Source organism: Actinomadura bangladeshensis (assembly GCF_004348335.1).
Lineage (GTDB): Bacteria > Actinomycetota > Actinomycetes > Streptosporangiales > Streptosporangiaceae > Spirillospora > Spirillospora bangladeshensis.
Window position 1 is genome coordinate 41,280 of record NZ_SMJW01000010.1, and the last position, 23,395, is coordinate 64,674.

Here is a 23,395-nt window from a genome sequence, read left to right on the forward strand (position 1 = left end):
TACCGAAGCCGCCGCGGAGCGGCGCCCCTGCAGGGCGGCCCGGGTCAGGCGGCCCGGGTCAGGCGGCCCGGGTCAGGCGCTCTCGGTCTTCTCCGCGCTCCCGGTCGCCTTGATCTCGCCGCAGATCTCCTCGATCCGGCCGAGCACCTTGGCGCGCAGGTCGGTGGGCGCCTGCTCGCAGCCGCAGGACTTGCTCACGAGCTTCTTGACGGCCTCTTCGAGCCCGTACTCGCGCAGGCACGGCCCGCACTCGTCCAGGTGCTGCCGGACCTCGCCGCAGCCGCCCTGGTCGAGCTCACCGTCGAGATAGGTGTAGACCCGCGCCAGTACCTCGTCGCAGGGCGTCTCGTGGTGGTTGCCGCAGCTCATGATGACCCCCTGCCGGCACGGGTGAGCCCGCGCTCCTCAGCGTAGTCCTCCAGCATTCCGCGGAGCTGGCGCCGGCCGCGGTGCAGGCGGGACATCACCGTACCGATGGGCGTGCCCATGATCTCGGCGATCTCCTTGTAGGCGAAGCCCTCGACGTCGGCGAGGTAGACCGCGATGCGGAACTCCTCCGGCAGGTCCTGCAGCGCCCGCTTGACGTCGGAGTCGGGCAGGTGCTCCAGCGCCTCGGCCTCGGCGGACTTCAGCCCGCTGGAGGTGTGCGACTCGGCGCGGTGGATCTGCCAGTCCTCGATGTCCTCGGTGGCGGCCTGCTGCGGCTGGCGCTGCTTCTTGCGGTAGGAGTTGATGAACGTGTTGGTCAGGATGCGGTAGAGCCAGGCCTTGAGGTTCGTCCCCTCCTTGAACTGGTGGAAGGACGCGAACGCCTTGGCGAACGTCTCCTGGACGAGGTCCTCGGCGTCGGCCGGGTTGCGCGTCATGCGCAGCGCGGCCGAGTACAGCTGGTCCAAGAACGGGAGCACGTCGCGCTGGAACCGCTCCTGGCGCTGCTCCACGGTCTCCGTGGTGCCCGGTACCTGACCCACCCCCTCGGCTGTGGCGCCCTTGGCCCGGACTGGGCCGGCGGCGTCGTATCCCACAGACGATATCGGTCCTCGCGGCCGCCCGACGCGGGCGGGTGCCCGCGCGTCGCCGCGGGGCGCCGCCGTGTCGGCTCTCCGCTGCTGATCGGCGACGGCTGTGGTCATCGGCTAGCACCTCCGTGTTGCTCCTGTGAGACGGTGCAACACCGGAACGGCCCCGCCGATTCCCCGGGCCGGCGGCCGGGGAGCCCGGTCGCCGGATCACGCAGGGTGCTGACCGGCCCCGGACGGGGAAGAAGTGACGTATACGGCGAGAACAGGAGCAATTGGTGCACTCCGTGCATTCGGCGCGACCTTCCGAGCCCACCATCGCCAGCCTGCGCGACAGCTCCGGGGCCGCGGCCGGGGACTCCCTGGCGCGCTACTGGACGTTCTACCGGGCGGTGGCGGACGCCCAGCTGGCCCGGTGGCTGCCGCCCAGGCCGTCCCGCGTCCTGGACATCTCCGGCGGGCACGGGCGCACCGCCGACCGCGCCGCCGGCGCCGGCCACACGGTGCTGGAGGTGCGCGACCCCGAGCGCCCCGGCCGGTCCGCGGCCCGGGGCGAACCGGGGCGCCCCGCGCGCGGCACGATCCCGCTGGTCGGCGACTCCGGCACGCTGTCCTACCTGGTCGACGCCTCGGTGGACGCGGTGATCGCCGAGAACCGGGTGCTGTCGCGGCACCTCGCCACCGAGGCCACCATCGCCGAGATCGCCCGCGTGCTGCGCCCCGGCGGGCGCGTCCTGCTCTGCGTCGACTCCCTGACGCTCGGGATGGCGCTGCTCGCCGAGCGGAACTACTGGGCGCACCTGTCGGACGTCCCGAGCGCCGAGGTCGTCCTCGTCCCGTGGCCGGACGGGACGATCACGCGCTCGTTCTCGTCCCACCAGCTCCGCGAACTGCTCGCCGACGCGGGCCTGGACGTCGAGTGGATCAGGCCGCGCACCGCGCTGTCGCCCTCGACGGTCGAGCACGTGCTGGCCGAGTCGCCGGACGCGCTCCCCCGGCTGATCCGCACGGAGCTGAGCGCCGGCCGGCCGGACGAGTCCCTCGGCTTCCACCTGCTCGCCAGCGCCCGCAGGACCGGCCGGCCGCGCCGCTAGCGGCGGCGGTCGCGCCTCGCCTGGCAGGTGATGCAGCGGGCGGCGTCCGGACGGGCCTCCAGGCGCCCCTCGGGAACCGCCTCGCCGCAGTCGACGCACCGGCCGTAGGCGCCGGCGCCGATCCGCTCCAGCGCGGCGGCCACCCCGGCGCGGTGGCGTTCGAGGGATTCCAGCGCCGCCGCCACGCGGTCGTGGGCGGTGAGCCCGGCCCCGGCGTCGGCGGCGGAATTGTCGCGCTCGGGCGTCTCGCCGCGGAGAATGGCGATGGACCGGTCGAGATCGGCGAGCATGCCCGCGAGGCGGGAACGGGCGGCGGCGGTGTCCACGATCGTGCGCACTCCCCTCCCCCCGAGGCTGCTGCGGTCAGAACAAGGCGGTCGGAACAGGGCGGCGGTCAGAACAAACTGTCGGACCGGTTACCCGGACTATCCCCAGAAATCACCGGTTCTATGAGTTCCGGCCCGTTGTTTCGCACGCTGTTGACCGCCTTCGACACCGGGTAGGCGTCCATTGTCCCGGCCATGGCGGGGACCAGGAGGCCGCGGACCCGCTCGGTGTCGGTCAGCTCCGGGTCGAGCCAGGCGTCCCAGCGGTCCCGCTCGACGATCATCGGCATGCGGTCGTGGATGCGGCCGAGGTCGTCCGGCGCGTCGGTGGTGATGACGGTGCACGTCCAGATCCACTCGTCCTCGGGCGACTTCCACAGTTCGTAGAGGCCGGCCATCGCCATGATCTCGCCGTCGTTCGGGTGGATGAAGTAGGGCTGCTTCTGCGGCTTCCCCTTGGCCTTCTTCTCGCCGTCCGCCGGGTCGGGCGAGGGGCCTTGGCCCTGGAGGGTGTACCACTCGAAGTAGCCGTCGGCAGGCAGCAGGCAGCGGCGCCGCGCGAACGCCCGGCGGTAGGACGGCTTCTCGTGCACGGTCTCGAAGCGCGCGTTGATCATGCGGGATCCGATGGACAGGTCCTTCGCCCAGGACGGGACGAGCCCCCAGCGCACCGTCCGCAGCTGCCGGACCGCGGGCTCCTCCTCGGGGGCCTCCTTCGGCCGCCGGTTCAGGACGGCCGGGACCTGCTTGGTCGGGGCGACGTTGTAGTCGGGCTGGATGTCCCCGTCGACGGCGTCGAGCTGCACCTGGAACTCGTCCAGCAGCTCCTGACGCGCGCGGGTGGTGGCATAGCGTCCGCACATGGGTCCCATGACACCACGCGCCGGGGACAGCGGACGGGGGCGCGCTTGAGGTGCGGCGCGCTGGGCATGTAGCGGGCTATGCGACCCTTCACGACCCTGGCCCGCCCGCTCGTGGCGGCGCCCTACATCATGACCGGCCTGGACGCCATCCGCGATCCGCGCGAGCGCGCCGAGCAGGTCGGCCCGGCCGTCAAGCCGGTCGCCGACCGGCTCGACTGGATGCCGAAGGACCCCGAGACCCTCGTCCGCATCGAGGGCGCGCTCAGCCTCGGCACGGGCGCGCTGCTGCTGACCGGCAGGTTCCGCCGGCTGACCACGCTGATGCTCGCCGCGCAGCTGATCCCGGCGCTGGCGACCGAGCACCGCTACTGGACCGAGGACGACCCCGAGCGCCGCGCGAACGAGCGCTCCCACCTGCTGAAGAACGCGGCGCTGTTCGGCGCGCTGCTGATGTCGGCGACCGAGCCGCGCCGCCCGCCGCGCACCGCGGAGCTGCGGCGCGCGATGCGCGAGTCGCAGATCAGGACCGGCGCCGAGGCCAAGGCCATGCGCAAGGAGGCCGCCGCCACGCTGCGGAACGCCCGCCGGGAGGCCGCGCACCAGGTGCGGGTCGCCCGCGCGGAAAGCGGCCGCAAGAGCGCCAAGCAGGCCGCGAAGGCGGCGCGCAGGATGCCGGCCGCGAAGCCGGGCGGGCTGCTGCGGACCGGCAAGGCCGGCGGGACGGGCCTGTTCAAGGCCGGCAAGGCGGGCGGCAAGGCGGGCAAGGGCGGCATGGCCAAGGCCGGCCGGGCCGGGGGCGCGCTGACGAAGATCGGTGCCGCGGGCTCGTTCAAGGCGGGCAAGGCCACCGGCGCGCTGAAGGGCATGGGTTCGCGGGGCCGGTCCAAGGGCGGCCTCTTCTCCCGTGGCGGCAACCCGGACATCCGGGAGATGGCGGCGTTCCGCGCCGGGCAGGCGGCGAAGGCGGGCAAGGCCGCGGGCAAGAGCATGAAGGCGGGCGGCGCGACGCAGGCGGCGAAGGCCGTGAAGGCCGGCCGGACGGTGAAGACGGGCACCGCCGTCCAGGCGGGCAAGGTCCTGGAGGCGGTCAAGCGCTGACTTCCCGAAGGAAACCTTAAAAGAGGCTCAAGACGGTTGAACCGGGGGCGGGCGGGCTCCGTACTGCCAGGTGACCAGTTGCATCCACCGTCCTCCACCCCCACGGAGCGCCCCGGCCATGGCCCTTCCCGGATCGACCGGACGCCAGCCCGGCGGGTTGCGGAGCCTGCTCCGCCGCCCCGGCACGGTACGTCCGCCATCGGCCGCGAGTCCGCCGCGCGACGACGACGAGGAGATCGCCGCCGCGCTGTACCGCGAGTACCATCGGCCCCTCCTCGCGTTCGTCCTCCGGCTGACCGGCGGTGACCGCCAGTGGGCCGAGGACGTGGTGCAGGAGACCATGATCAGGGCGTGGCGCAGCGCGGACCGGCTCGATGACCGGACGTCGTCGCTGATGCCGTGGCTGGCCACGGTCTCCCGGCGTATCGTGATCGACAACCGGCGGCAGCGCGAGGTCAGGCCGCCGGAGGTCGGCGACGGCCCCCTGGAGAACCTCCCGATGGCGGACGAGATGGACGGCCTGCTGCGCAAGGTCGTCGTGGCGGAGGCGCTGGAGTCCCTCTCCCCGGCGCACCGCCAGGCGCTGACGGAGACGGTGCTGCGCGACCGCACGGTGAACCAGGCCGCCGAGTACCTCGGCATCCCGGTCGGGACGGTCAAGTCCCGCGTGTACTACGCGCTGCGCGCCCTGCGCGTCGCCTTGGCGGAAAGGGGGGTGACCTCATGAGTTCCCAGATCGAGCACACCGACGTCGGCGCCTACGCCCTGGGCCTTCTGGAAGCCGGCGACCGGCGGGCGTTCGAGGCGCATCTGCACGGGTGCGGCCGCTGCCAGGCCGAGCTCGGGGAGCTGTCCGGGACGGCCGGGGCCCTTTTCGAGCTGGCGCCGGGGGCGGCCGAGCCGGGCCCGGCGGCGGCCGCGGAGGGGGACGAGCCCTCCGCACCGCCGGCGCCCGTGCTCGACATGGTGCGCCGCAAGCGGAAGGCCGACCGCCGGTTCCGCCGCACCGCGTACGCAGTCGGCACGGCCGCCGCGGCGGTGGCGCTGGGCGCGGGCGTCGCGGTCGGGGCGGCATTGGGCGCCACCGGCGGCGACGAGGGGAAGCCGCCGCCGGTGGCGCAGCAGTCCGTCACCGGTCAGCGGTTCCAGGCGACGAACGCGAGCACGGGCGCGTCCGGAACGGTCGGGCTGGTCGACAAGGGGTGGGGCACGCAGGTCAGCCTGGAGCTGCGCGGCATCAAGGGGCCGCTGCGCTGCCACCTGGAGGCCGTGTCCCGGAGCGGTGAGCGCAGCGTGGTCGCGGGCTGGCGCGTCCCCGACAAGGGCTACGGCGTGCCCGGCCAGCCCAAGCCGCTGGTCATGCAGGGCGGGACGGGCCTCGACCGGCAGGACATCGACCACTTCACCGTCCGGCTCGACGACGGCGGGACGCTGCTGACGATCCCCCTCTGATTCCCGCTGCGATTTCCCCCGGCCCGATAACCTTGGGTCATGCCCTCTCCGCATTGGTCCGCCCCGGTCGCGCACGCCCCGGTGGACGCCACCGTGCCGCTGCCCGGTTCGAAGTCGATGACGAACCGGGCGCTGGTCCTCTCCGCGCTCGCCGCCGGGCCGGGCCGGGTCGTCCAGCCGCTGCGCAGCCGCGACACCGACCTGATGGCCGCGGCGCTCCGCGCGCTCGGCACCGGGATCACCGAGGACGGCGGCGACTGGGCGGTCGTCCCGGGTGAGCTGCGCGGCCCCGCGAGCGTCGACACGGGCCTGGCCGGGACGGTGATGCGGTTCCTTCCGCCGGTCGCGGCGCTCGCGTCCGGCGAGGTGTCCGTGGACGGCGACCCGCGCGCGCGGGAGCGGCCGATGGGCCCGATCATCACCGCGCTGCGGGCGCTCGGCGCCGCGATCGACGACGGCGGGCGGGGCGCGCTCCCGTTCACCGTGCGCGGGACGGGCTCGGTGAACGGCGGCGAGGTCGTGATCGACGCGTCCGGGTCGTCCCAGCTGGTGTCGGGGCTGCTGCTGGCCGCGCCGCGCTTCGAGAAGGGCGTCGACGTCCGGCACGCGGGCCCGCCGGTCCCGTCGGCGGCGCACCTGGCGATGACCGTGGAGATGCTCCGCGAGGCGGGCGCGGCGGTCGAGGCGGAGGAGAACGCCTGGCGCGTCGCCCCCGGCCCGCTCCAGGGCCGCGAGTGGGCGATCGAGCCGGACCTGTCGAACTCGGCGCAGTTCCTCAGCGCCGCGCTGGTCACGGGCGGCCGGGTGACGGTCCCCGACTGGCCGGCGGAGACGACGCAGCCCGGGGACGCGCTGCGCGGGCTGCTCACCGCGATGGGCGCCGAGGTGACCCACGGGCCCGGCGGCCTGACCGTGCGCGGCCGGGGCGGGTTCGCGGGCCTGACCGCCGACCTGCACGAGGTCGGCGAGCTGACCCCGGTGCTCGCGGCGCTGTGCGCGCTCGCGGACTCCCCGTCCCGGCTGACGGGCATCGCGCACCTGCGCGGCCACGAGACCGACCGGCTCGCCGCGCTGGTCGCCGAGATCAACGGGCTGGGCGGCGACGCCGCCGAGCTGCCGGACGGGCTGGAGATCCGGCCGCGCCCGCTGCGCGGCGGCGTCTTCCACACCTACGACGACCACCGGATGGTGATGGCGGCGGCGGTGCTCGGCCTGGCCGTTCCCGGCATCGAAGTGGAGAATCCGGGCACCGTCGGCAAGACTCTTCCGGACTTCACTCGGCAGTGGGCGTCGATGCTGGCGCCCGCCTGACGGCAGGGGCGGACACTGGCTCGACGAGTACACGACTACGACGAGGACGACGTCCGGGTGCGGCCCGGGCGCCGCGGGTCCCGGCCGCGCACCCGCCGCCGTCCCGCGCACGAGGACGCCTCCGGCGGGTTCGTGATCGCGGTGGACCGCGGCCGGTACCGGTGCCTGGTCGACGGCGGCACCGGCGACGAGCGCGGCGTGACCGCGATGCGCGCCCGGGAGCTCGGCCGCAAGGGCGTCGTCGTGGGCGACCGGGTGGCGCTGGTCGGGGACGTGACCGGCGCCCCGGACACGCTCGCCCGGATCGTGCGGGTCGAGCCGCGCACCTCGTCGCTGCGCCGCACCGCCGACGACACCGACCCGTTCGAGCGGATCATCGTCGCGAACGCCGACCAGCTCGCCATCGTGACCGCGCTGGCCGACCCCGAGCCGCGCCCCCGGATGATCGACCGGCAGCTCGTCGCCGCCTACGACGCCGGGATGGACCCGCTGCTCTGCCTCACCAAGGCCGACCTCGGCGACCCGGACGCGCTGGTCGCCGAGTACGCGCCGCTCGGCGTCCCGTACATCGTGACCCGGCGCGGCGGCGACCTGGACGAGCTGCGCGGGCACCTGGCCGGCCGCACCAGCGTCCTCGTCGGCCACTCGGGCGTCGGCAAGTCGACGCTGGTGAACGCGCTCGTCCCGGACGCCGAACGCGCCGTCAGCCACGTCAACGCGGTCACCGGCCGGGGCCGGCACACCTCCTCGTCCGCGATCGCGCTGGAGCTGCCCGGCGGCGACGGCTGGATCATCGACACCCCGGGCGTGCGCAGCTTCGGCCTGGCGCACGTCGACCCGGGCAACGTGATCAACGCGTTCGAGGACCTCGCCGAGGGCGCCGCCGAGCGCTGCCCGCCGCACTGCGACCACTTCCAGGACGACTGCGGCCTGGACGCGTGGGTCGCCGAGGGCCATGCGTCGCGGGCCCGTCTCGACTCGCTGCGCCGCCTCCTGTCCTCCCGCGAGGCCGAGAGCGACTAACCCGCGGCAGCCGGGCTAGCCGCGCGACTCCTCGAAGAGGGTGCGGGCCTTGGCCTCGGCCTCGTTGAGCGCCTTGACGTGCCGGGGCGCGAGTTCCTCCACGCACCGGGTCATCTCCTCGGTGACGTGGCTGAACGCGCTCTCCTCCGCGCCGCGCAGCGCCGCCCGGACGGTGGCCGAGCGGGCGCCGAGCGCGGCCCACTCCAGCTCCAGCCGCGCCACGGCCTCGTCGAACGCGCGGGACGTCTCGGCGCCGGCGCTCCGCAGCTCGTCCGGAACCGGTCCCCGCCCGGCCTTGCGGGCGTGGCCGGAAAGGGCCGAGATGCGGCTGGCCAGCGTCAGCCCCTCGCGGGCGAGCGGCAGCACGTCGTGGATCAGGTCGGTGACCGCCTTGGCGAGCTCCTCCACCCGGGTGAGCAGCGTCTGCGTCGCCTCCTCCAGCGCGGTGGAGGTCCGTTCGGCGACCTGCTCGGCGACGTCCTGCTGCTGCCTGGACAGCACCGCCACGACGTCGCGGTCCAGCAGCCGGCGCAGCTCCCGGTGCCGGGCGCCGTGCTCGCCGGGCCCGGCCTGCTCGGTCCAGTCGGCCCAGACCCGCTCGATGCGCTCCGCCCCGGACGCGGCGATCTCCGCCGTGATCTCGTCCAGGGCCTCGCCCACCCGGGCCTTCAGCCGTTCGACGCGGCCGTAGAGCGCCTCGCGCTTGAACGGGTCGTTGAGCTCGTTGAGCTGCGCCTGCAATCGACGGGACACGTCGATGGCGTGCTCTGCCAGGGGGACGAGGCGGTCGGCGAGCTCGTCGAGCGTCGCCGCCCGGCGCGGGTCGGTCAGCTCGGCCACCCACGCGGGAAGGTCGTGCGCCATGGCCCCCATGCTGCCACTGCCCGCCCCGCGGCACCGCCCACCGCGCCCGGCGCGCCCCGTCCGGAGGACCGAAAAGCCGGATCGGCACGGGTAAGTGTGTCTGGACGGGCGGTGATCAGGGTAGCGTGGCTGGCCGTGGCGGGCTATTCCGATGACCTGCGTCTCGCGCACGTGCTGGCGGACGGGGCCGACGACATCACGACCAGGCGTTTCCGCGCCCTCGATCTCGACATCGAGACCAAGCCGGACCTGACGCCGGTCAGCGACGCCGACCGCAGCGTGGAGGAGCAGATCCGCGGCACGCTGAAGCGGGCCCGCCCGCGCGACGCGGTGCTCGGCGAGGAGTACGGCAAGACCGGCTACGGCAACCGCTGCTGGATCATCGACCCGATCGACGCGACGAAGAACTTCGTGCGCGGCGTCCCGGTGTGGGCGACGCTGATCGCACTGATGGAGAACGACGAGATCGTCGTCGGCGTCGTGTCGGCTCCGGCGCTGAACCGGCGCTGGTGGGCGGCGCGCGGCGGCGGCGCCTGGACGGGCCGCAGCCTCACCCGCGCCACCCGCATGAACGTGTCCGCGGTGAGCGAGATGTCCGACGCGTCCCTGTCGTTCTCCAGCCTGAGCGGCTGGGAGGAGCAGGGCCGCCTCACCCATTTCCTCGACCTGACCCGGTCGGTGTGGCGGACGCGGGCCTTCGGCGACTTCTGGTCGCACATGATGGTCGCCGAGGGCGCCGTCGACATCTCCGCCGAGCCGGAGGTCTCCCTGTGGGACCTCGCCGCCCTCCAGGTCATCGTGGAGGAGGCCGGCGGCATGTTCACCGACCTGACGGGCGTCCCCGGCCCGGACGGCGGCAGCGTGGTCTGCACGAACGGCCACCTCCACGCCGACGTCCTGCGCACCCTGGGCGGCGGCCAGCTCTCCCTGCGCATCTGACGCCCCGCCCGGCCCGCGAGCAGGCTTCACACCGCGCGGCAGGGGGTACCTCCCCGGGAACAGCGGCGGCACCCGGAAGGTAGGGCGGCCCGGCATTGGCTTTCGGCGCGACTCGCGACATATCGTGGAACAGCGGTCGCGGGACGGCCGTTGTTCCAGGTGGGCGGCCCGTAAACGGAGGTACCAGATGTCGACCCAGACCAAGGTAGTGATCGGCGGCGTCGTCGTCGGCTTCCTGACCCTGTTCGTCTTCCCGTGGTGGCTGAGCGCGCTGATCATCCTCGGCGTCCTCGGCGCACCGCTCGTCGGCTACCTGATGCTCGACCCGTCCCAGCGCAAGCGGGTGCGGGCGCAGGGGCGCAAGCGCCTCGGGAGCTGAGCGCCCGGAGAGCGGGCCGCCGGCGCCCGCTAGGGTGCCGGTGTGGCGGAGACGAGGGTCGGGGTCGTCGGCGCGGGGATCCTCGGGCTGGCGATCGCGCGCCGGCTGGCCCGGACGCGCCCCGACGTGGAGGTCACGGTCCTCGACAAGGAGGACCGCGTCGCGGCCCATCAGACGGGCCACAACAGCGGCGTCGCGCACGCGGGCCTGTACTACGCGCCGGGTTCGCTGAAGGCGACGCTGTGCAGGCGCGGGATCGGCCTGCTCAAGGAGTACTGCGCCGATCGGGGCCTGCCCTACGAGGAGTGCGGCAAGGTCGTCGTCGCCCGCGACGCGTCGGAACTGGCCGCCCTGGACGAGATCGAGCGGCGCGCGGCGGCCAACGGCGTCCCGGGGCTGCGGCGCCTGACCGGTGCCGGGCTGCGGGAGATCGAGGCGCACGCCGCCGGGGTCGCCGCGCTGCACTCCCCCACCACCGCGATCGTCGACTTCCCGGCGGTCGCCCGCGCGTTCGCCGACGACGTCGCCGATTGCGGCGGGCGGGTCGGGCTCGGCTTCGAGGTGGTCCGCATCGGGCGGGCCGGCGACCGCGTCACCGTCGCGTCCCCGCACGAGGAACTGGTGTTCGACCGGCTCGTCGTGTGCGCCGGGCTCCAGTCGGACCGGGTGGCACGGCTGGCCGGCGACGCGCCCGCACCGGCGATCATCCCGTTCCGGGGCGAGTACTACCGGCTCGTCCCGTCCCGGACGGACCTGGTCCGGGGCCTCATCTACCCGGTGCCCGACCCCCGCTACCCGTTCCTCGGCGTGCACTTCACGCGCCGCGTGGACGGCGGCGTGGACGTCGGCCCCAACGCCGTCCTGGCGCTGGCCAGGGAGGGGTACAGGCGGCGGGACGTCCGTCCGGCCGACCTGTGGGAGACGGTCCGCCAACCGGGCTTCCGGCACCTGGCGCGGCGGCACTGGCGGACGGGCGCGAAGGAGCTGTACGGGTCGGCGGTGAAGCGGGCGTTCGTCGCGGAGGCGCGCGGCTTCGTCCCGGAACTGACGGCGGCCGATGTCGTCGCGGCGCCCGCCGGGGTCCGCGCGCAGGCGGTGGACCCCGACGGATCGCTGGTCGACGACTTCCGCATCGGGCGGGTCGGCCCGGTCGTGGCCGTCCGGAACGCCCCGTCCCCGGCGGCGACGTCCTCCCTGGCCATCGCCGAGCACGTGGTCGAGCGGCTCTAGGGCGGGCTCAGTCCCAGAGCTTGCGGACGTCGCCGCGCGGGTCGGTGACGGTCTCGTCGCCCGGCCCGTCGAACATCCGCACCAGCCGCGTGGACGGGTCGAAGCGCTCCCAGCCGGGGTCGCCGGTGGCGGCGAAGTCGACCCAGTGGCGGTGCATCCGGTCGGCGAGCGCCTGCGGCGGGTTCGGCCCGGTCAGCCCCTCGGCCTCGGCGGTCAGGTTGTCGAAGACGAAGCCCAGCTCCAGCGCGTGGCAGGCGCCGAGGTCGTGGTTCGGGGACCGCCACGCGAACTCGTACATCCAGGTGCGCCCGCCGGAGGCGGCGTGCCCGGCGGCGGCGCGGTTCGCGGGGATCCGGAACAGGTGGTCGGTGATGATCGTCGCCATCAGCTCGCCGGCCGTCATGTCCGGGTGGCGGTCGCGGTAGGCGGCGGGCAGCCCGGCCGGGACGCCCATCCCGGCCGTGACGAGGCCCACGATGTCGTGGGTGAGCTCGGCCGCGAGACCGGTCGGCATCAGGAAGAACCGGAACTCCTCGGAGGTGTAGCCGAGGAGGAGGTCGACGTCGCGCCCGGCGCCGGCGGCGATGGCGTCCTGCGGGCGCCGGGTGATCAGCTCGCCGTCCAGGACCGGGGTGAGGGACATGCCGCCCGCGGCCGTGGTGGCGCCCCAGCGGCCCGGATCCGGCACCATCGTGACCTCGGCGGCGACGGACGCCTGCGCGGGCAGGATCGCGGCCGGGTCGAGCGCGGCGAACGCCGCCGCGGTCGGCTCGATGCCGAGCCGCGCCGCCATCTCCCTGGTGACGAGCATGGCGTCGTCCGGGTCCTGCGCGATGTGCCCGGCGCCGCTCTGCGCGATCGCGCGCCGGAACAGCCCGAGATCGAGGGAGACGAGGGTGGTCACGCTCATCCCGCCCGCGGACTCGCCGAAGACGGTGACGTTGCCCGGGTCGCCGCCGAACCCGGCGATGTTGTCGCGGACCCATTCCAGCGCGGCGATCTGGTCGAGCAGCCCCCGGTTGCACGGCGCGCCGGGCAGGTTCGCGAAGCCCTCCACGCCGAGCCGGTAGTTGATCGTCACGCAGACGACGCCGTCGCGGGCGAAGTTGTGCCCGTTGTAGACGGACACGGCCCCGGACCCGTTCCGGAACGCGCCGCCGTGGATCCACACCATGACGGGCAGCCCCGACCCGCCGGGCTCGGGCGTCGTGTCGTTCAGGGGAGACGACCCCCCTGTACCCCCCGAGAAATACGGCGTCCAGACGTTCAGGTTGAGGCAGTCGTCACCCGGGATCGCGGGCTCGGGCAGCAGCGTGTCGAACGGTCTCGGGTAGCCGGGCATCGGCGCGGTCGGCCCGAACTCGAAGGCGTCCCGGACACCGTCCCACGGCTCGGGCGGGCGCGGCGCCGTGAAGCGGTTCGGGCCGAACGGGGGCGCGGCGTAGGGGACGCCGAGGAAGGCGGTGACGCCGTCCCGTGTCCTGCCGCGCACCTTCCCGTGGGACGTCTGGACGACCGCCTCCATGGCGCGCCTCCGGGTTCTAGAACGAAATTCGACAAACCAGAGGGTACGGGACCGACGCGCCCGCTGGAATGCCGCTCATCCCCCGGCGCGCGGAGCGGGGTGGAGCATGCGGGTGAGGTAGTCGCGGGCGAACGCGCGGACGGCGTCGTCCCCGTCCAGCGCGAGCCCGCCGCCGGGGACGAGCAGCAGCGACACCGCGAGCCGCAGCAGCACCTCGGCGACCGTGTTGTGGTCCTCGGCGCCGCCGGGGCGGGCGCGGCGCAGCCGGTCGGCGAGGATGTCGCGGGCGGCGAGCATCACCGCGCCCCCGTTCATGCTGAGCTGCGGCACGAACGCCTCCGGCTCGCTCTCCAGCACGCGCCGCATCAGCGGGTGCGTGCGGGCGCTGCGCAGCCCGACCACGAAGCCCTCCGCCACGGCGTCCTCGGCGGACGGGAGGTCCTCGGTGGCCTCGGCGATCGCGGTGAGGAAGCGGCGGCACTCCCGCAGGATCACCGCCTGGAGCAGCTGCTCCTTGTTGGTGAACCGCCGGTAGATGGTGGTGCGCGCGACCCCGGCCCGCTTGGCGACGTCCTCGACGCTGACCCGGCGCAGCCCGTAGGTCTCGAACTCGGCGAGCGCCGCGTCCAGGATCCGGGTGTCGAGGCCGTCGGCGCCGCCCTCCGGCGCGGCCAGCCGGGCCCGCAGCGCGTCCGGGGTCGTGGCATCCATGGTCATGGCCAGCACCCTAACGGGATCGGGGCGTCCGGCTCGTGGCGCCGGACGATACAGAGCTACAATAATCGTCGATCTGTACTTCTGTCTCCTCATCGCGGCGGTGCACATGACGGACCAGGCCGAGACCCACAAGCCCCCTGCGGAGACGCCGCCCCCGGCTCCGCTCGGACCGGGCTCACTGACCTGGCGCTACTTCGGCGACACCCGGATGGCCCTGGTGGGGCCCCGGGCGGCCGTCCTGCAGAACATGCTGCCCGCGCTCGGCCAGGGCGTCCTCGACCACTCGGTGTTCTTCAAGGAGACCTTCGCGCGGGTGAAGCGGTCCGCCGGGCCGATCCTGGACACCGTGTACGGCGGGGAGCGGTCCGCCGAGACGGGCCGGAAGGTCCGCGACTACCACCGCGACATCAAGGGGACGATGCCGGACGGCACCCGCTACCACGCGCTCGACCCCGAGACCTACTACTGGGCGCACGCGACCTTCCTCGACACCATGCTGTACGGGATCGAGACGTTCATCCGCCCTCTCACCGACGCCGAGAAGCGCCGCGTGTACGAGGAGTCGAAGACCTGGTTCCGCATGTACGGGGTCAGCGACCGCGCCATGCCGGCGGACTGGGAGGAGTTCCAGGCGTACTGGAAGCGGATGCTGGACGAGGAGATCGTCGCGCACAAGACCGCCCGGTACGGCGTCGGCTACGTCACCAAGGGCCTGCCGCGGCCGAAGCGGGTCCCCGCACCGCTATGGCGCGCGGTCTCACCGCCGCTGAACGCGGTAGCCCGTTTCATCACGGTAGGCGGCCTGCACCCGCGCATGCGCGAACTACTGAACCTGCCCTGGACCGCCGCCGACGAGCGCCGCTACCGCCGGTTCGCCGCGGCCGTCCGGGCGGCGAACCGAGCGTGGCCCCTACTCCCAGAGGCAGTCCGCTACCTTCCCCAGGCCCGCCGCGCCTTCCAGCGCACCCGCCAACGTTGACCTGCGGCGTGTTGTTGTTATGGAGCGCCTCATAACAACAACACGCCGCAGGTCAACGTTAGATCGTGGAGCGGATGCGGGCGTCGTAGGCCTTGCGGGCGTCCGGGTCGTACTCCAGGAAGATCTTGTCCAGGCCCAGGCGGCGGGACGTCGCCTGGCGGAGGCGCTCGGGGAGCAGTGCGCCGAGGCGGACCTGCGTGCCGAGCTTCTTCGGCACCGCGACCTGGGGGCGCGGCCGGCCGATCAGCTCGACGACGGCGGCGGCGATGTCCTCCGGCTCGCAGTTCTTCTGCCCCTTCGGGCTGCGCGTCCCCGCGACCAGTTCGGTGTTGGTGAACGTCGGCAGGACGGCGCCGACGTGCACGCCCCGGCCCTGGACCTCCAGCCGGGTCGCCTCGGTGAAGGCGAGGACGGCGGCCTTGCTGGCGTTGTAGAGGGCGAGGCCGGGCGTGAACATGACGCCGGCGATCGACGCGATGTTGATGATGTGCCCCGACCCGCGCGGAAGCATCCGGCCGAGGGCCAGCTTGGTGCCGAGCATGACGCCGTGCACGTTGATGTCGATGCAGCGGCGTGCGTCGGCGTCGCTCTCGTCGGTGACCGGCCCGATCGGCATGATCCCGGCGTTGTTGACCAGGACGTCGAGCGGCCCGGCCGCCTCCTCCACCCGGTCGAGGAACGCGGTGAACGACGCGCGGGAGGTGACGTCCACGACGAGGCCGGTGACGCCCAGCGACTCGGCGGCCGCGGTGACGGCGGCCTCGTCGATGTCGCCGATGACGACGGTCGCGCCCTTCGCCCGGAGCGCGCGGGCGGTGGCGAGACCGATCCCCCGCGCGGCCCCGGTGACGGCGATGACCTTGCTCATTGTTGCTCCAGGCGGTCGAGGCGGACGGGGAGCCCGTCCTTCGGCGACGGAAGGGACGTGGTGTCCAGGGGCCATTCGTAGCGCGCCGGGACGCTCCAGCGGTAGCGCCGCAGCACCTGGTGCAGGATGGTCTTGACCTGCATCCCCGCGAAGTACATCCCGATGCACTTGTGCGCGCCGCCGCCGAACGGGGCCCACGCGTACTTGTGGACCTTGTCCTCGCGGCGCTCCGGGGAGAACCGCCCGGGGTCGAACGTGTCCGGGTCGGGCCACCACTGCGGCATGTGGTGGTTGCTGAGCATCGGCACGACGACGAGGGAGCCGGCCGGGATGTGGAAGCCGAGGATGGAGGTGTCCTTGACGACCTTGCGCGGCAGCGCCGGGACGGGCGCGACCATCCGCAGCGACTCCTTCATCACCATGTCGATGCCGGTGAAGTGGTCGAGGTCGCCGTAGCCGGGCTGCGGCCTGCCGAGGGCGAGGGACTCCTCGCGCAGCCGCTCCTGCCATTCGGGGTGCTTGGCCAGGTAGTACGACATCGTCGTCAGCGTGATGGTGGTGGTGTCGTGCGCCGCCATCAGCGCGAAGATCATGTGGTTGACGACGTCCTCGTCGGTGAACCGCTCGCCGTCGTCGGTCTCGGCCGCGCACAGCGCGGCGAACAGGTCGTCGCCGCCGTCCCGGCGCTTGGCGGGCAGGTGCCGGTAGAAGAACTCCTCCAGCACCTTGCGGGCCTGCAGGCCGCGGTGCCAGCGCAGCCCGGGGACGGGGAAGCGCACGTAGGCCGTCCCGGCGCGGACGGCGTCGATGAACGCGCCGTTGACCCGCGCGCGCTCGGCGTCGTCCAGTTCGACGCCCATGAAGACGTCCACGGCGAGGTCGAGCGTGAGCTTCTTGATGTGGTCGTACACCTTGAAGCCGGGGCCGGGCTCCCACGACTCGACGCCCTTGATGATGCCGGGCGCCATCGCCTCCATGTACGCCTGGAGCCGCGGGCGGGTGAAGGCCTCCTGCATGATGCGGCGGTGGTGCAGGTGCTCCTCGAAGTCGAGCAGCATGATGCCCCGGGTGAAGAACGGCCCGATGAAGTAGCTCCAGGCGGGCCCGTTCGCGAACGCTTTGTCCCGGTTGACCAGGACGGCCTGGGCGGCCTCGGGCCCCTGGACGGTGACGGTGCGCTGTCCGAGCAGCCACCCCCAGGCGACGGGCCCGTACTGGTCGTAGCGCTTGCGGGCCATCCCGATCGGGTCGCGCATCACCGCGAGCGTGCTGCCGATGTACGGCAGGCCGGGCACGCCGGGGACCGGTTTCAGGCCGCTGCCGTGCGGCGGCGGCGCGAGGACGCTCGTCATGACCCCTCCGGACGCGTGCAACAAATAAGCGAAATCTGTTGCTTTGTTCTAACGTAGCGGGCGCCCGTAAGTCCAGACTTATCGCCGGTGACTTGCGCGTCAGCGCGCCTCGCGGGCCGTCCCGCCCCGGAGCAGCCGCCGCCGCGCGGCCTCGGTGAGCGGCCGGTAGGCGCCCGCCCTGTCCCGGTAGTAGGCGGATCCGCCGCCGTCGGGGACGCCCTCGTCCCGCAGCGGCGCGAGCCGCAGCCGCCCGCCGGCCGTGACGGGCAGCGCGTCCACGACCCGGACGAGCGCGGGCCGCAGCCCCGGCTCCACCCGCAGCAGCGCCTCGGAGAGGTCGATGGGCTTGACCTCGCCGGCTCCGCGCAGGCTCATCGCCGCGGCCGCCAGTTCGGTGCCGCCCGCGGGGATCCCGTAGACGGCGACGCCGTCGACGTACGGCAGGTCGCCGAGCGCGTCCCGGATCGGGCCCGGCGGGACGATGCCCTCGGCCGTGCGGATCAGCTCGGCCTCCCGTCCGACGAGCCAGTAGTCGCCGTCCGCGTCGCGGCGGAACAGGTCCCCGGTGATCGTCCAGGCGTCCTCGGGCCGGAAGACGCCCCGCACCGGGCGCGCCGCCGCGCCGATCGCCGACAGCCGGACCCGCGCGAGCAGCATGCCGATCTCGCCCGGCTCGCACCGGACCGCGAACCCGTCGGGCCCCTCGGCCAGGCGCCCGCTCTCCAGGTCGTAGCGGGCGAGCCGGACGCGCGCGCTGCCCGGCAGCGGCCGCCCGAGCGAGCCGGGCTTCTTGCCGCTCAGGTTGACCAGCACCGCCTCGCCCTCGGTCGAGGCGTAGAACTCCAGGACCCGCGCGGGCGCGAACCGGTCCTCGACCCGCCGCCACAGGCCGCGCGGCATCCCGGACCCGATGAACAGCCGGACGGCGTGGTGCCGCTCGGCCGGGTTCGGCGGCGCGTTCACGAGGTCGCGCAGCAGCGTCCAGGTGTAGGACGCGACGGTGACGCCGTAGCGGCGCGCCTCGTCCCAGAACGTCTCCGGGTCGATTTCCATGTGGGGGGACGACCCCCCACGCCCCCCGGGAACCGCATTGGGGGCGCTGGCGAGGGCGAGCCGGGCGCCGCCCGCGACCGCTCCGCCGAGGCTCATCAGCAGCGCGGACGGGTGCTGCAGCGGCGTGATGCTGTAGACGGTGTCGGACGAGGACAGGGCGGCCGACGACGCCGTCCCGAACGCCGACAGCGCCCACCGCCGGTTGGTGATCCGGCTGGCCCGCAGGTGCTCCCCGTCACCCCGGAAGACGACGAAGGCGAGATCACCGGCCCGCCCCGGATTCGGCCGGTACCACCCCGGCAGTTCCACCTGGTCCGGATCGATGCGCTCCATGTCGACGAGGGAGCCGCGGTCGCCGCGCCCGACCCCGCCGAGCAGGTACCCCTGGACGCCCTCCAGCTTCCCGGCGGGCTCCGCGTGCTCGGGATCGGCGATGACCCGCGTCACCTGGCCGAGCCGGGCCTCCGCCGCGGGGTCGCCGTCGGGGCGGAGCAGCACCGCGACGGCCCCGAGCCGGCTCAGCGCCGCGACGAGCGCGAGCGCGGTGGGACGGGTCCCCATCAGCACGCCGACCGCGTCGCCGCGCCGCACGCCGATGTGGATCAGCCCGCGCACGACGGCGTCGACGCGCCGCTTGGCCGCGTCGTGGGTGTGGGCGCGCCCCCGGTACAGGAAGAAGACCTCGCCGGGCCGGTGCCGCGCCTGCTCGTCCAGGAGCAGCCCCATCGACATCCGGGTGTCGGACTGGATGCGCTCCAGCCGCGCGAGCCGCGGCAGGTTCTGCGCGGCCTCGCCGCTCAGCTGCCGGCTGCCGTGGACGACCTGCGAGGCGGTCCGGAGCGCCGACCGCGCGGCGCTGGCCCCGATGCCCATCGCCAGGTGGAGCCCGTATCCGGCCGGTCCGCCGGGGAGTTCGGCGGAGGCGGCCTCCTCGTCCCCCGCCACGGGCACGACGATCTCCGGGAGCTCGCCCTTGCCTTCGCGCCACAGCGTCCACGACGCGACGGCGGGCCAGGTCTGCGCGATCGCGAGGCTGCCCACGACGAGCCCGAAGTGCCCGGCCCTGAGCGACGCCTCGTACACCTGGGCGCGCGGCGCGGCCCGCCGGATGGCGCGGACCATGAGCGGCGACGCGATCTCGTCGACCTCACCGACGAAGGTGAGGACCGGGCACGTGATGTCGGCGAGTGTGACGAGCCGGTCGCCGATGACGAACCCGCCGGTGAGCATCCGGTTGTGCTGGATGAACTGCCGCAGGAACTCGGCGAGCGCGGGCCCGGGCCACGACACCCAGCCCTCCCGCTCCAGGAACCGGCGCTGCCGCTCGCGCGGTGCGAGCCGTTCCCGGTCGTGCAGCTGGAGGATGAAGTCGACCCGCGACCGCACCGACTTGACGGGGCTGAGGACCTGGAAGCCGAGCCGCGTCACCCAGCCGGGCACGGCGAACCCGCCGAGCATCCAGTCGGGGATCCGCTCGACGCCCTCCGACGCGAGCCGGCCGGGCAGCCCGAACGGCAGCCCCCGGCTCGTGTCGGACGGGCTGCCGAACGTCACGATCGACTCGATGCCCTCGCTGCGCCGGTAGGCGGCGGCCTGGTAGACGAACATGCCGCCCTGCGAGTACCCGGCGAGATGGACGTCCCTGCCGGTCGCCTTCCGGATCCGGTCGACCGCGTCGCTCACCGCCAGCACGTGGTCGCTGACGGTCCGCTCGAGCCCGCCGGGCTCCCGCTCGGGCGCCCCGAAGTCGACGACCCACGGATCGACCCCGAGGTCGTGCAGCACCTTCACCGCGCTGACCCGCGAGGAGATGTCGTACACCTCCGCGGTGATCATCAGCGGCGGGACGAGCAGCATCACGGGCCCGCCCGCCGCCTCCGGGAAGTAGTGCCGCAGCCGGTACACCCGCTGCTCGGTCGCGACCTCGCAGGGGGACGCGTCCTCGCCGGTGTCGAATCCCCCGAACCGGGCGACCTCCAGGGCGTTCTGGGCGGTGGATCCCAGGCGGGCGCCCAGGCGGAACAGCGTTCTGGCAACAGACGGCATCGTCGACCTCTCGCAGCGTCAACGCCATGGTGTCCTGTTGTCAGCGGCTTTAGCAATTACGCGACGACCCGCGCCCCGTCCATCCGGCCGCCCTGGAGCCGCTCCCACATGTACCGGCGGCGGGGCTTGCCGCTGGACGTCCGCTGGATCAGCCCGGTCCCGACCACGACCGTGATCTCGACGTCGTCCCCGACCCGGCGCCGCAGCGTCTCGCGGACCGCGGGGACCCACTCCTCGCTCTGCGTCTCGGCGAACAGCGCGAGCCCCTTCTGCCCGGCGCCCGGCACGCCGACCACCACGATGCGGCCCCGGCCGAGCCCGCTCACCTCGGCGATCTTGGATTCGAGGTCCTCGACGTACACCGACCGCCCGCGGACCTTGATGCTGTCGCCCATCCGCCCGAGGACGAACAGCTGGCCCTCGTGGAAGAAGCCGGCGTCCCCGGTGTAGACCTTGCCGTCCATGAACCGGGTCGACTTGGCCTCGGCCCCCGCGTAGTACCCCGGGCAGGCCGAGGCACCGCCCACGACGATCTCCCCGAGCAGCCCCTCGGCGAGCTCGTTCCCGTCGTCGTCGACGATCACGACGGGCACATCACTTTCAGGCGTGCCGCACCCCACGACCCACCCGGCCTTGGCGCCGATCGACGCGGGGCCGAGCCGGTGCTGGTCGAGGATCCGGACGGGCTGCCCGAACGCCAGCGCCTCGGGGTCGGGCCGGACGGCAAGCGGGTCGCGCCGCGCGTTGTCCATGGTGACGAGCAGCGTGGTCTCGGCCATCCCGTAGGCCGGCTTGAACGTCGCGCGCGAGAACCCGAACGGCTCGACGAGCTGCGCGAACACCTCCAGCGCGTGCGGGTCGATCGGTTCGGCGCCGATCAGCGCCATCTTCCAGCCCGACAGGTCGAGCCCCTCCAGCTGCTCCGGCTTGATCCGCCGCGCGCAGTAGGCGTAGGCGAACGGCGGCGCAGCCGTGTGCTGGGCCTCGGCGAAGCACCGGATCCAGCGTGCCGGGTCGCGGATGAAGTGGTCGGGCCGCATCAGCCGCAGCATCCCCTGCCGCGCGATCGGCGTGATGAAGGTCCCGATGAGCCCCATGTCGTGGTAGAGCGGCAGCCAGGACGCGACCACGTCGCCGTCCTCGTACCCGGCCATGCGCGCGATCAGGTCGCTGTTGGCCTCCAGGTTCTCCCAGGTGACCATGACGCCCCGCGGGGCGCCGCTGGACCCGGAGGTGAACTGCAGCAGGGCCAGTTCCCCGGCGGGCCGCACCTCCGCCTCCTCGCCCTGCTGCGGCTGCCACGGCTCGCCGCTGAGCCCGGCCTGGTCCATGGCCCGCCCCGCGTACTCGGCGAGGTCCTTGGACGCGACCACGAGGGCCGGCGACGCCTGCCGCAGGATCGCCGCGACATGGGCGACGTAGTCGTCGCCGTCCTGGAACAGCGGCGGCGTGATCAGGCAGACGGTCGCACCCGCCGCCCACACCCCGAAGTAGGTCTCGATGCAGGTGAAATCGGTGGGCAGGATGAGGCACACGACGTCGCCCGGCCGGACGCCCTCCTCGATGAGCGCCCCGGCGGTGCGCCGCGCGGCGGCGGCCAGCGCACCGTAGTCGCGGTACTCCCAGCCGCCGTCGTCGGCCGCCAGGTGCACGCCACGTCCGGTGTTCGGCGTCTCCAGCCATGCGCGCAGCGCAGATGCCATCGGTGTTCCCCTTCAACATGATCACGGTCACCCACGTGACTCGCGGGTAACTTCACCAGCACCGCGCGCCCGCCGTCAACCGGTTCGATCGGTCAAAGAGACCGGGCGGTCACTTGGAGGGAACCGACAGGACCCGCCGCTCGGCGACCCGCGCCACAGCGCGCCACCCGAGCAGCGTCGCACCGAGGAACGAGAGCGCGACGATCACGAACGCGAGAGCGGTCCCCTGCCCCGAGACAACCCGGAGCAGCATCCCGACGCCCACGGCGGACAACCAAACGCCGACCCCCACGGGAACCAGCGCATCGGCCCTGCGCCAAGCCCGGAAAAGGCCCCACCCGGCAGCGAGCCCCACCAGGAACGGCCAGGCGGTGGTGGCGTACCCGCTCAGGCTGGCGGCCTCCTCATGCGAGGCCCGCCCGATCGCCACGAAGACGAGCACGCAGCAGACGTCCGCGACCCCGCCCACAAGATTCCGCATACCTCCAGCGTAGGCGCTTCGCGGCACACCGCGGAGCGGGTGGTGAGGGGGCCCGTTCGGGGTACGGGGTCGGCCGAGGGGAACTGAGCGATGGAGGTGTGATGGCCGAGCAAGCAGGCGGCTGGCCGCGGCTGCGGGTCGCGGACTGGACGGCGACGCGCGAGACCCTGCACATGTGGACGCAGATCATCGGCAAGATCCGGCTGGCCCACGCGCCGATGCTCAACCACTGGTGGCAGGTGACCCTGTACGTGACCCCGCGAGGCCTGACCACCTCCGCGGTCCCGTACGGCACCGGCGTCTTCGACATCGAGTTCGACTTCGTCGACCACGTCCTGCGGATCAGGAGCAGCACGGGCGAATCACGCACAGTGGCCCTGGAGCCCAAACCAGTAGCGGATTTCTACGCCCACACCATGGACGCCCTGAGCAAGCTGGGCATTGACGCGCAAATCCATGCCGTTCCGAACGAGGTCGACCCGGCCATCCCGTTCGCCGAGGACCGCGACCACGCCTCCTACGACCCTGACGCCGCGAACCTGTTCTGGCGCCAGCTGCTCCAGGCGGACCGCGTCCTCGGCGCGTTCCGCTCCCGTTTCACCGGCAAGGTCAGCCCCGTGCACTTCTTCTGGGGCGCGATGGACATGGCCTGCACGAGGTTCTCCGGACGCTCCGCGCCGACGCACCCCGGCGGCGCCGCCAACTGCCCCGACTGGGTGATGACGGAGGGCTATTCGGGAGAGCTGTCCAGCGCCGGCTTCTGGCCGGGGGGAGGCGAGGAGGGCGCCTTCTACAGCTACGCCTACCCGGAACCCCCCGGCTACGCGGATCACCCGGTAGCCCCGCAGTCCGCCCACTACAGCAGCACCTTGGGCGAGTTCGTCCTCCCCTACGAAGCAGTGGCCACCGCAGCAGCCCCGGACGCGACAGCGGCCGAATTCTTCCAGTCCACCTACGAGGCAGCGGCGGAGAACGCGAACTGGGACCGAGAGACCCTGGAAACGAACCCAACTCACCCAAAGCAAAACCCCCGCCCCGAGCAATAAGGGGGGCCAGGGGCGCAGCCCCGGGGG

23 protein-coding genes are annotated in these 23,395 nt (G+C 73.4%); 11 read left to right on the forward strand and 12 right to left on the reverse strand.

Annotated features, from left to right (window positions below; all coding sequences use genetic code 11):
• Positions 1–72 precede the first annotated feature (72 nt).
• Both rsrA and E1284_RS03910 read right to left on the reverse strand, forming a co-directional pair.
• Complete coding sequence (gene rsrA / locus E1284_RS03905) at positions 73–369, reverse strand: mycothiol system anti-sigma-R factor (protein WP_131937111.1); 297 nt, start codon at positions 367–369, stop codon at positions 73–75.
• Entirely contained in the window at positions 366–971 is a 606-nt protein-coding gene (locus E1284_RS03910) for a sigma-70 family RNA polymerase sigma factor (protein ID WP_163060424.1), read from the reverse strand. The genes rsrA and E1284_RS03910 overlap by 4 nt, the downstream gene beginning before the upstream one ends.
• Before the next feature lie 335 nt (positions 972–1,306).
• Here E1284_RS03910 and E1284_RS03915 point away from each other — a divergent pair, with 335 nt between their 5' ends.
• Entirely contained in the window at positions 1,307–2,113 is an 807-nt protein-coding gene (locus E1284_RS03915) for a class I SAM-dependent methyltransferase (RefSeq protein WP_131937155.1), read from the forward strand.
• Here E1284_RS03915 and E1284_RS03920 read toward each other — a convergent pair.
• Together E1284_RS03920 and E1284_RS03925 are read right to left on the reverse strand one after the other, a co-directional pair.
• Complete coding sequence (locus tag E1284_RS03920; protein ID WP_243714235.1) at positions 2,110–2,451, reverse strand: TraR/DksA family transcriptional regulator; 342 nt, start codon at positions 2,449–2,451, stop codon at positions 2,110–2,112. The two genes, E1284_RS03915 and E1284_RS03920, sit on opposite strands and share 4 nt — an antisense overlap.
• A gap of 56 nt (positions 2,452–2,507) precedes the next feature.
• Positions 2,508–3,302, reverse strand: coding sequence for an SOS response-associated peptidase (locus E1284_RS03925; protein WP_165965110.1), 795 nt, complete (start codon positions 3,300–3,302; stop codon positions 2,508–2,510).
• 78 nt (positions 3,303–3,380) lie between these two features.
• On the opposite strand from E1284_RS03925, the gene E1284_RS03930 reads away from it, so the two are divergent.
• The 5 genes from E1284_RS03930 to rsgA all read left to right on the forward strand — a co-directional run bounded on the left by E1284_RS03930 (position 3,381) and on the right by rsgA (position 8,186).
• Complete coding sequence (locus tag E1284_RS03930) at positions 3,381–4,400, forward strand: DoxX family protein (RefSeq protein WP_131937115.1); 1,020 nt, start codon at positions 3,381–3,383, stop codon at positions 4,398–4,400.
• A 118-nt stretch (positions 4,401–4,518) separates the two neighbouring features.
• Entirely contained in the window at positions 4,519–5,127 is a 609-nt protein-coding gene (locus tag E1284_RS03935) for a sigma-70 family RNA polymerase sigma factor (protein WP_131937118.1), read from the forward strand.
• Positions 5,124–5,852, forward strand: a complete 729-nt coding sequence (locus tag E1284_RS03940; protein WP_131937120.1) for an anti-sigma factor family protein — start codon at positions 5,124–5,126, stop codon at positions 5,850–5,852. Before E1284_RS03935 ends, E1284_RS03940 begins: the two co-directional genes overlap by 4 nt.
• Before the next feature lie 39 nt (positions 5,853–5,891).
• Positions 5,892–7,163, forward strand: a complete 1,272-nt coding sequence (aroA, locus tag E1284_RS03945) for a 3-phosphoshikimate 1-carboxyvinyltransferase (RefSeq protein WP_131937122.1) — start codon at positions 5,892–5,894, stop codon at positions 7,161–7,163.
• 57 nt (positions 7,164–7,220) lie between these two features.
• Positions 7,221–8,186: a ribosome small subunit-dependent GTPase A gene (gene rsgA, locus E1284_RS03950; RefSeq protein ID WP_243714236.1), complete on the forward strand. Its 966-nt coding sequence runs from the start codon at positions 7,221–7,223 to the stop codon at positions 8,184–8,186.
• Positions 8,187–8,201: 15 nt separating this feature from the next.
• Here the strand turns inward: rsgA and E1284_RS03955 are convergent, their stop codons facing one another.
• The gene (locus E1284_RS03955; RefSeq protein ID WP_131937126.1) at positions 8,202–9,050 is read right to left on the reverse strand and encodes a hypothetical protein; all 849 of its coding nucleotides are present in this window, start codon (positions 9,048–9,050) and stop codon (positions 8,202–8,204) included.
• A gap of 135 nt (positions 9,051–9,185) precedes the next feature.
• On the opposite strand from E1284_RS03955, the gene hisN reads away from it, so the two are divergent.
• The 3 genes from hisN (at position 9,186) to lhgO (ending at position 11,598) form a co-directional block, all read left to right on the forward strand.
• Complete coding sequence (gene hisN / locus E1284_RS03960; RefSeq protein WP_131937128.1) at positions 9,186–9,989, forward strand: histidinol-phosphatase; 804 nt, start codon at positions 9,186–9,188, stop codon at positions 9,987–9,989.
• 187 nt (positions 9,990–10,176) lie between these two features.
• Positions 10,177–10,368 (forward strand): hypothetical protein, encoded by a 192-nt coding sequence (locus tag E1284_RS03965; protein ID WP_131937130.1) that lies wholly within the window; start codon positions 10,177–10,179, stop codon positions 10,366–10,368.
• Positions 10,369–10,410: 42 nt separating this feature from the next.
• Entirely contained in the window at positions 10,411–11,598 is a 1,188-nt protein-coding gene (gene lhgO, locus E1284_RS03970) for an L-2-hydroxyglutarate oxidase (protein WP_131937132.1), read from the forward strand.
• A 7-nt stretch (positions 11,599–11,605) separates the two neighbouring features.
• Here lhgO and E1284_RS03975 read toward each other — a convergent pair whose 3' ends face one another.
• On the reverse strand, positions 11,606–13,123 hold the full coding sequence (locus tag E1284_RS03975; protein WP_131937134.1) for a carboxylesterase/lipase family protein: 1,518 nt from the start codon (positions 13,121–13,123) through the stop codon (positions 11,606–11,608).
• 75 nt (positions 13,124–13,198) lie between these two features.
• Complete coding sequence (locus E1284_RS03980) at positions 13,199–13,840, reverse strand: TetR/AcrR family transcriptional regulator (RefSeq protein ID WP_243714237.1); 642 nt, start codon at positions 13,838–13,840, stop codon at positions 13,199–13,201.
• A 106-nt stretch (positions 13,841–13,946) separates the two neighbouring features.
• Here E1284_RS03980 and E1284_RS03985 point away from each other — a divergent pair, with 106 nt between their 5' ends.
• The gene (locus tag E1284_RS03985; RefSeq protein ID WP_131937136.1) at positions 13,947–14,819 is read left to right on the forward strand and encodes an oxygenase MpaB family protein; all 873 of its coding nucleotides are present in this window, start codon (positions 13,947–13,949) and stop codon (positions 14,817–14,819) included.
• A gap of 58 nt (positions 14,820–14,877) precedes the next feature.
• On the opposite strand, the gene E1284_RS03990 is transcribed toward E1284_RS03985, so the two are convergent.
• The 5 genes from E1284_RS03990 to E1284_RS04010 all read right to left on the reverse strand — a co-directional run bounded on the left by E1284_RS03990 (position 14,878) and on the right by E1284_RS04010 (position 22,322).
• A complete protein-coding gene (locus tag E1284_RS03990; RefSeq protein WP_131937138.1) occupies positions 14,878–15,687 on the reverse strand; it encodes an SDR family oxidoreductase in 810 nt (269 codons plus the stop codon).
• A complete protein-coding gene (locus E1284_RS03995; protein ID WP_131937140.1) occupies positions 15,684–17,039 on the reverse strand; it encodes a cytochrome P450 in 1,356 nt (451 codons plus the stop codon). Before E1284_RS03995 ends, E1284_RS03990 begins: the two co-directional genes overlap by 4 nt.
• A gap of 99 nt (positions 17,040–17,138) precedes the next feature.
• The gene (locus E1284_RS04000; protein ID WP_131937142.1) at positions 17,139–20,138 is read right to left on the reverse strand and encodes an AMP-binding protein; all 3,000 of its coding nucleotides are present in this window, start codon (positions 20,136–20,138) and stop codon (positions 17,139–17,141) included.
• A 56-nt stretch (positions 20,139–20,194) separates the two neighbouring features.
• Positions 20,195–21,841, reverse strand: coding sequence for an AMP-binding protein (locus E1284_RS04005; protein WP_131937144.1), 1,647 nt, complete (start codon positions 21,839–21,841; stop codon positions 20,195–20,197).
• A gap of 109 nt (positions 21,842–21,950) precedes the next feature.
• Positions 21,951–22,322, reverse strand: a complete 372-nt coding sequence (locus tag E1284_RS04010; RefSeq protein ID WP_131937146.1) for a DUF3054 domain-containing protein — start codon at positions 22,320–22,322, stop codon at positions 21,951–21,953.
• A gap of 101 nt (positions 22,323–22,423) precedes the next feature.
• Here E1284_RS04010 and E1284_RS04015 point away from each other — a divergent pair, with 101 nt between their 5' ends.
• Positions 22,424–23,368 (forward strand): DUF5996 family protein, encoded by a 945-nt coding sequence (locus tag E1284_RS04015; RefSeq protein WP_131937148.1) that lies wholly within the window; start codon positions 22,424–22,426, stop codon positions 23,366–23,368.
• Positions 23,369–23,395: the final 27 nt, after the last annotated feature.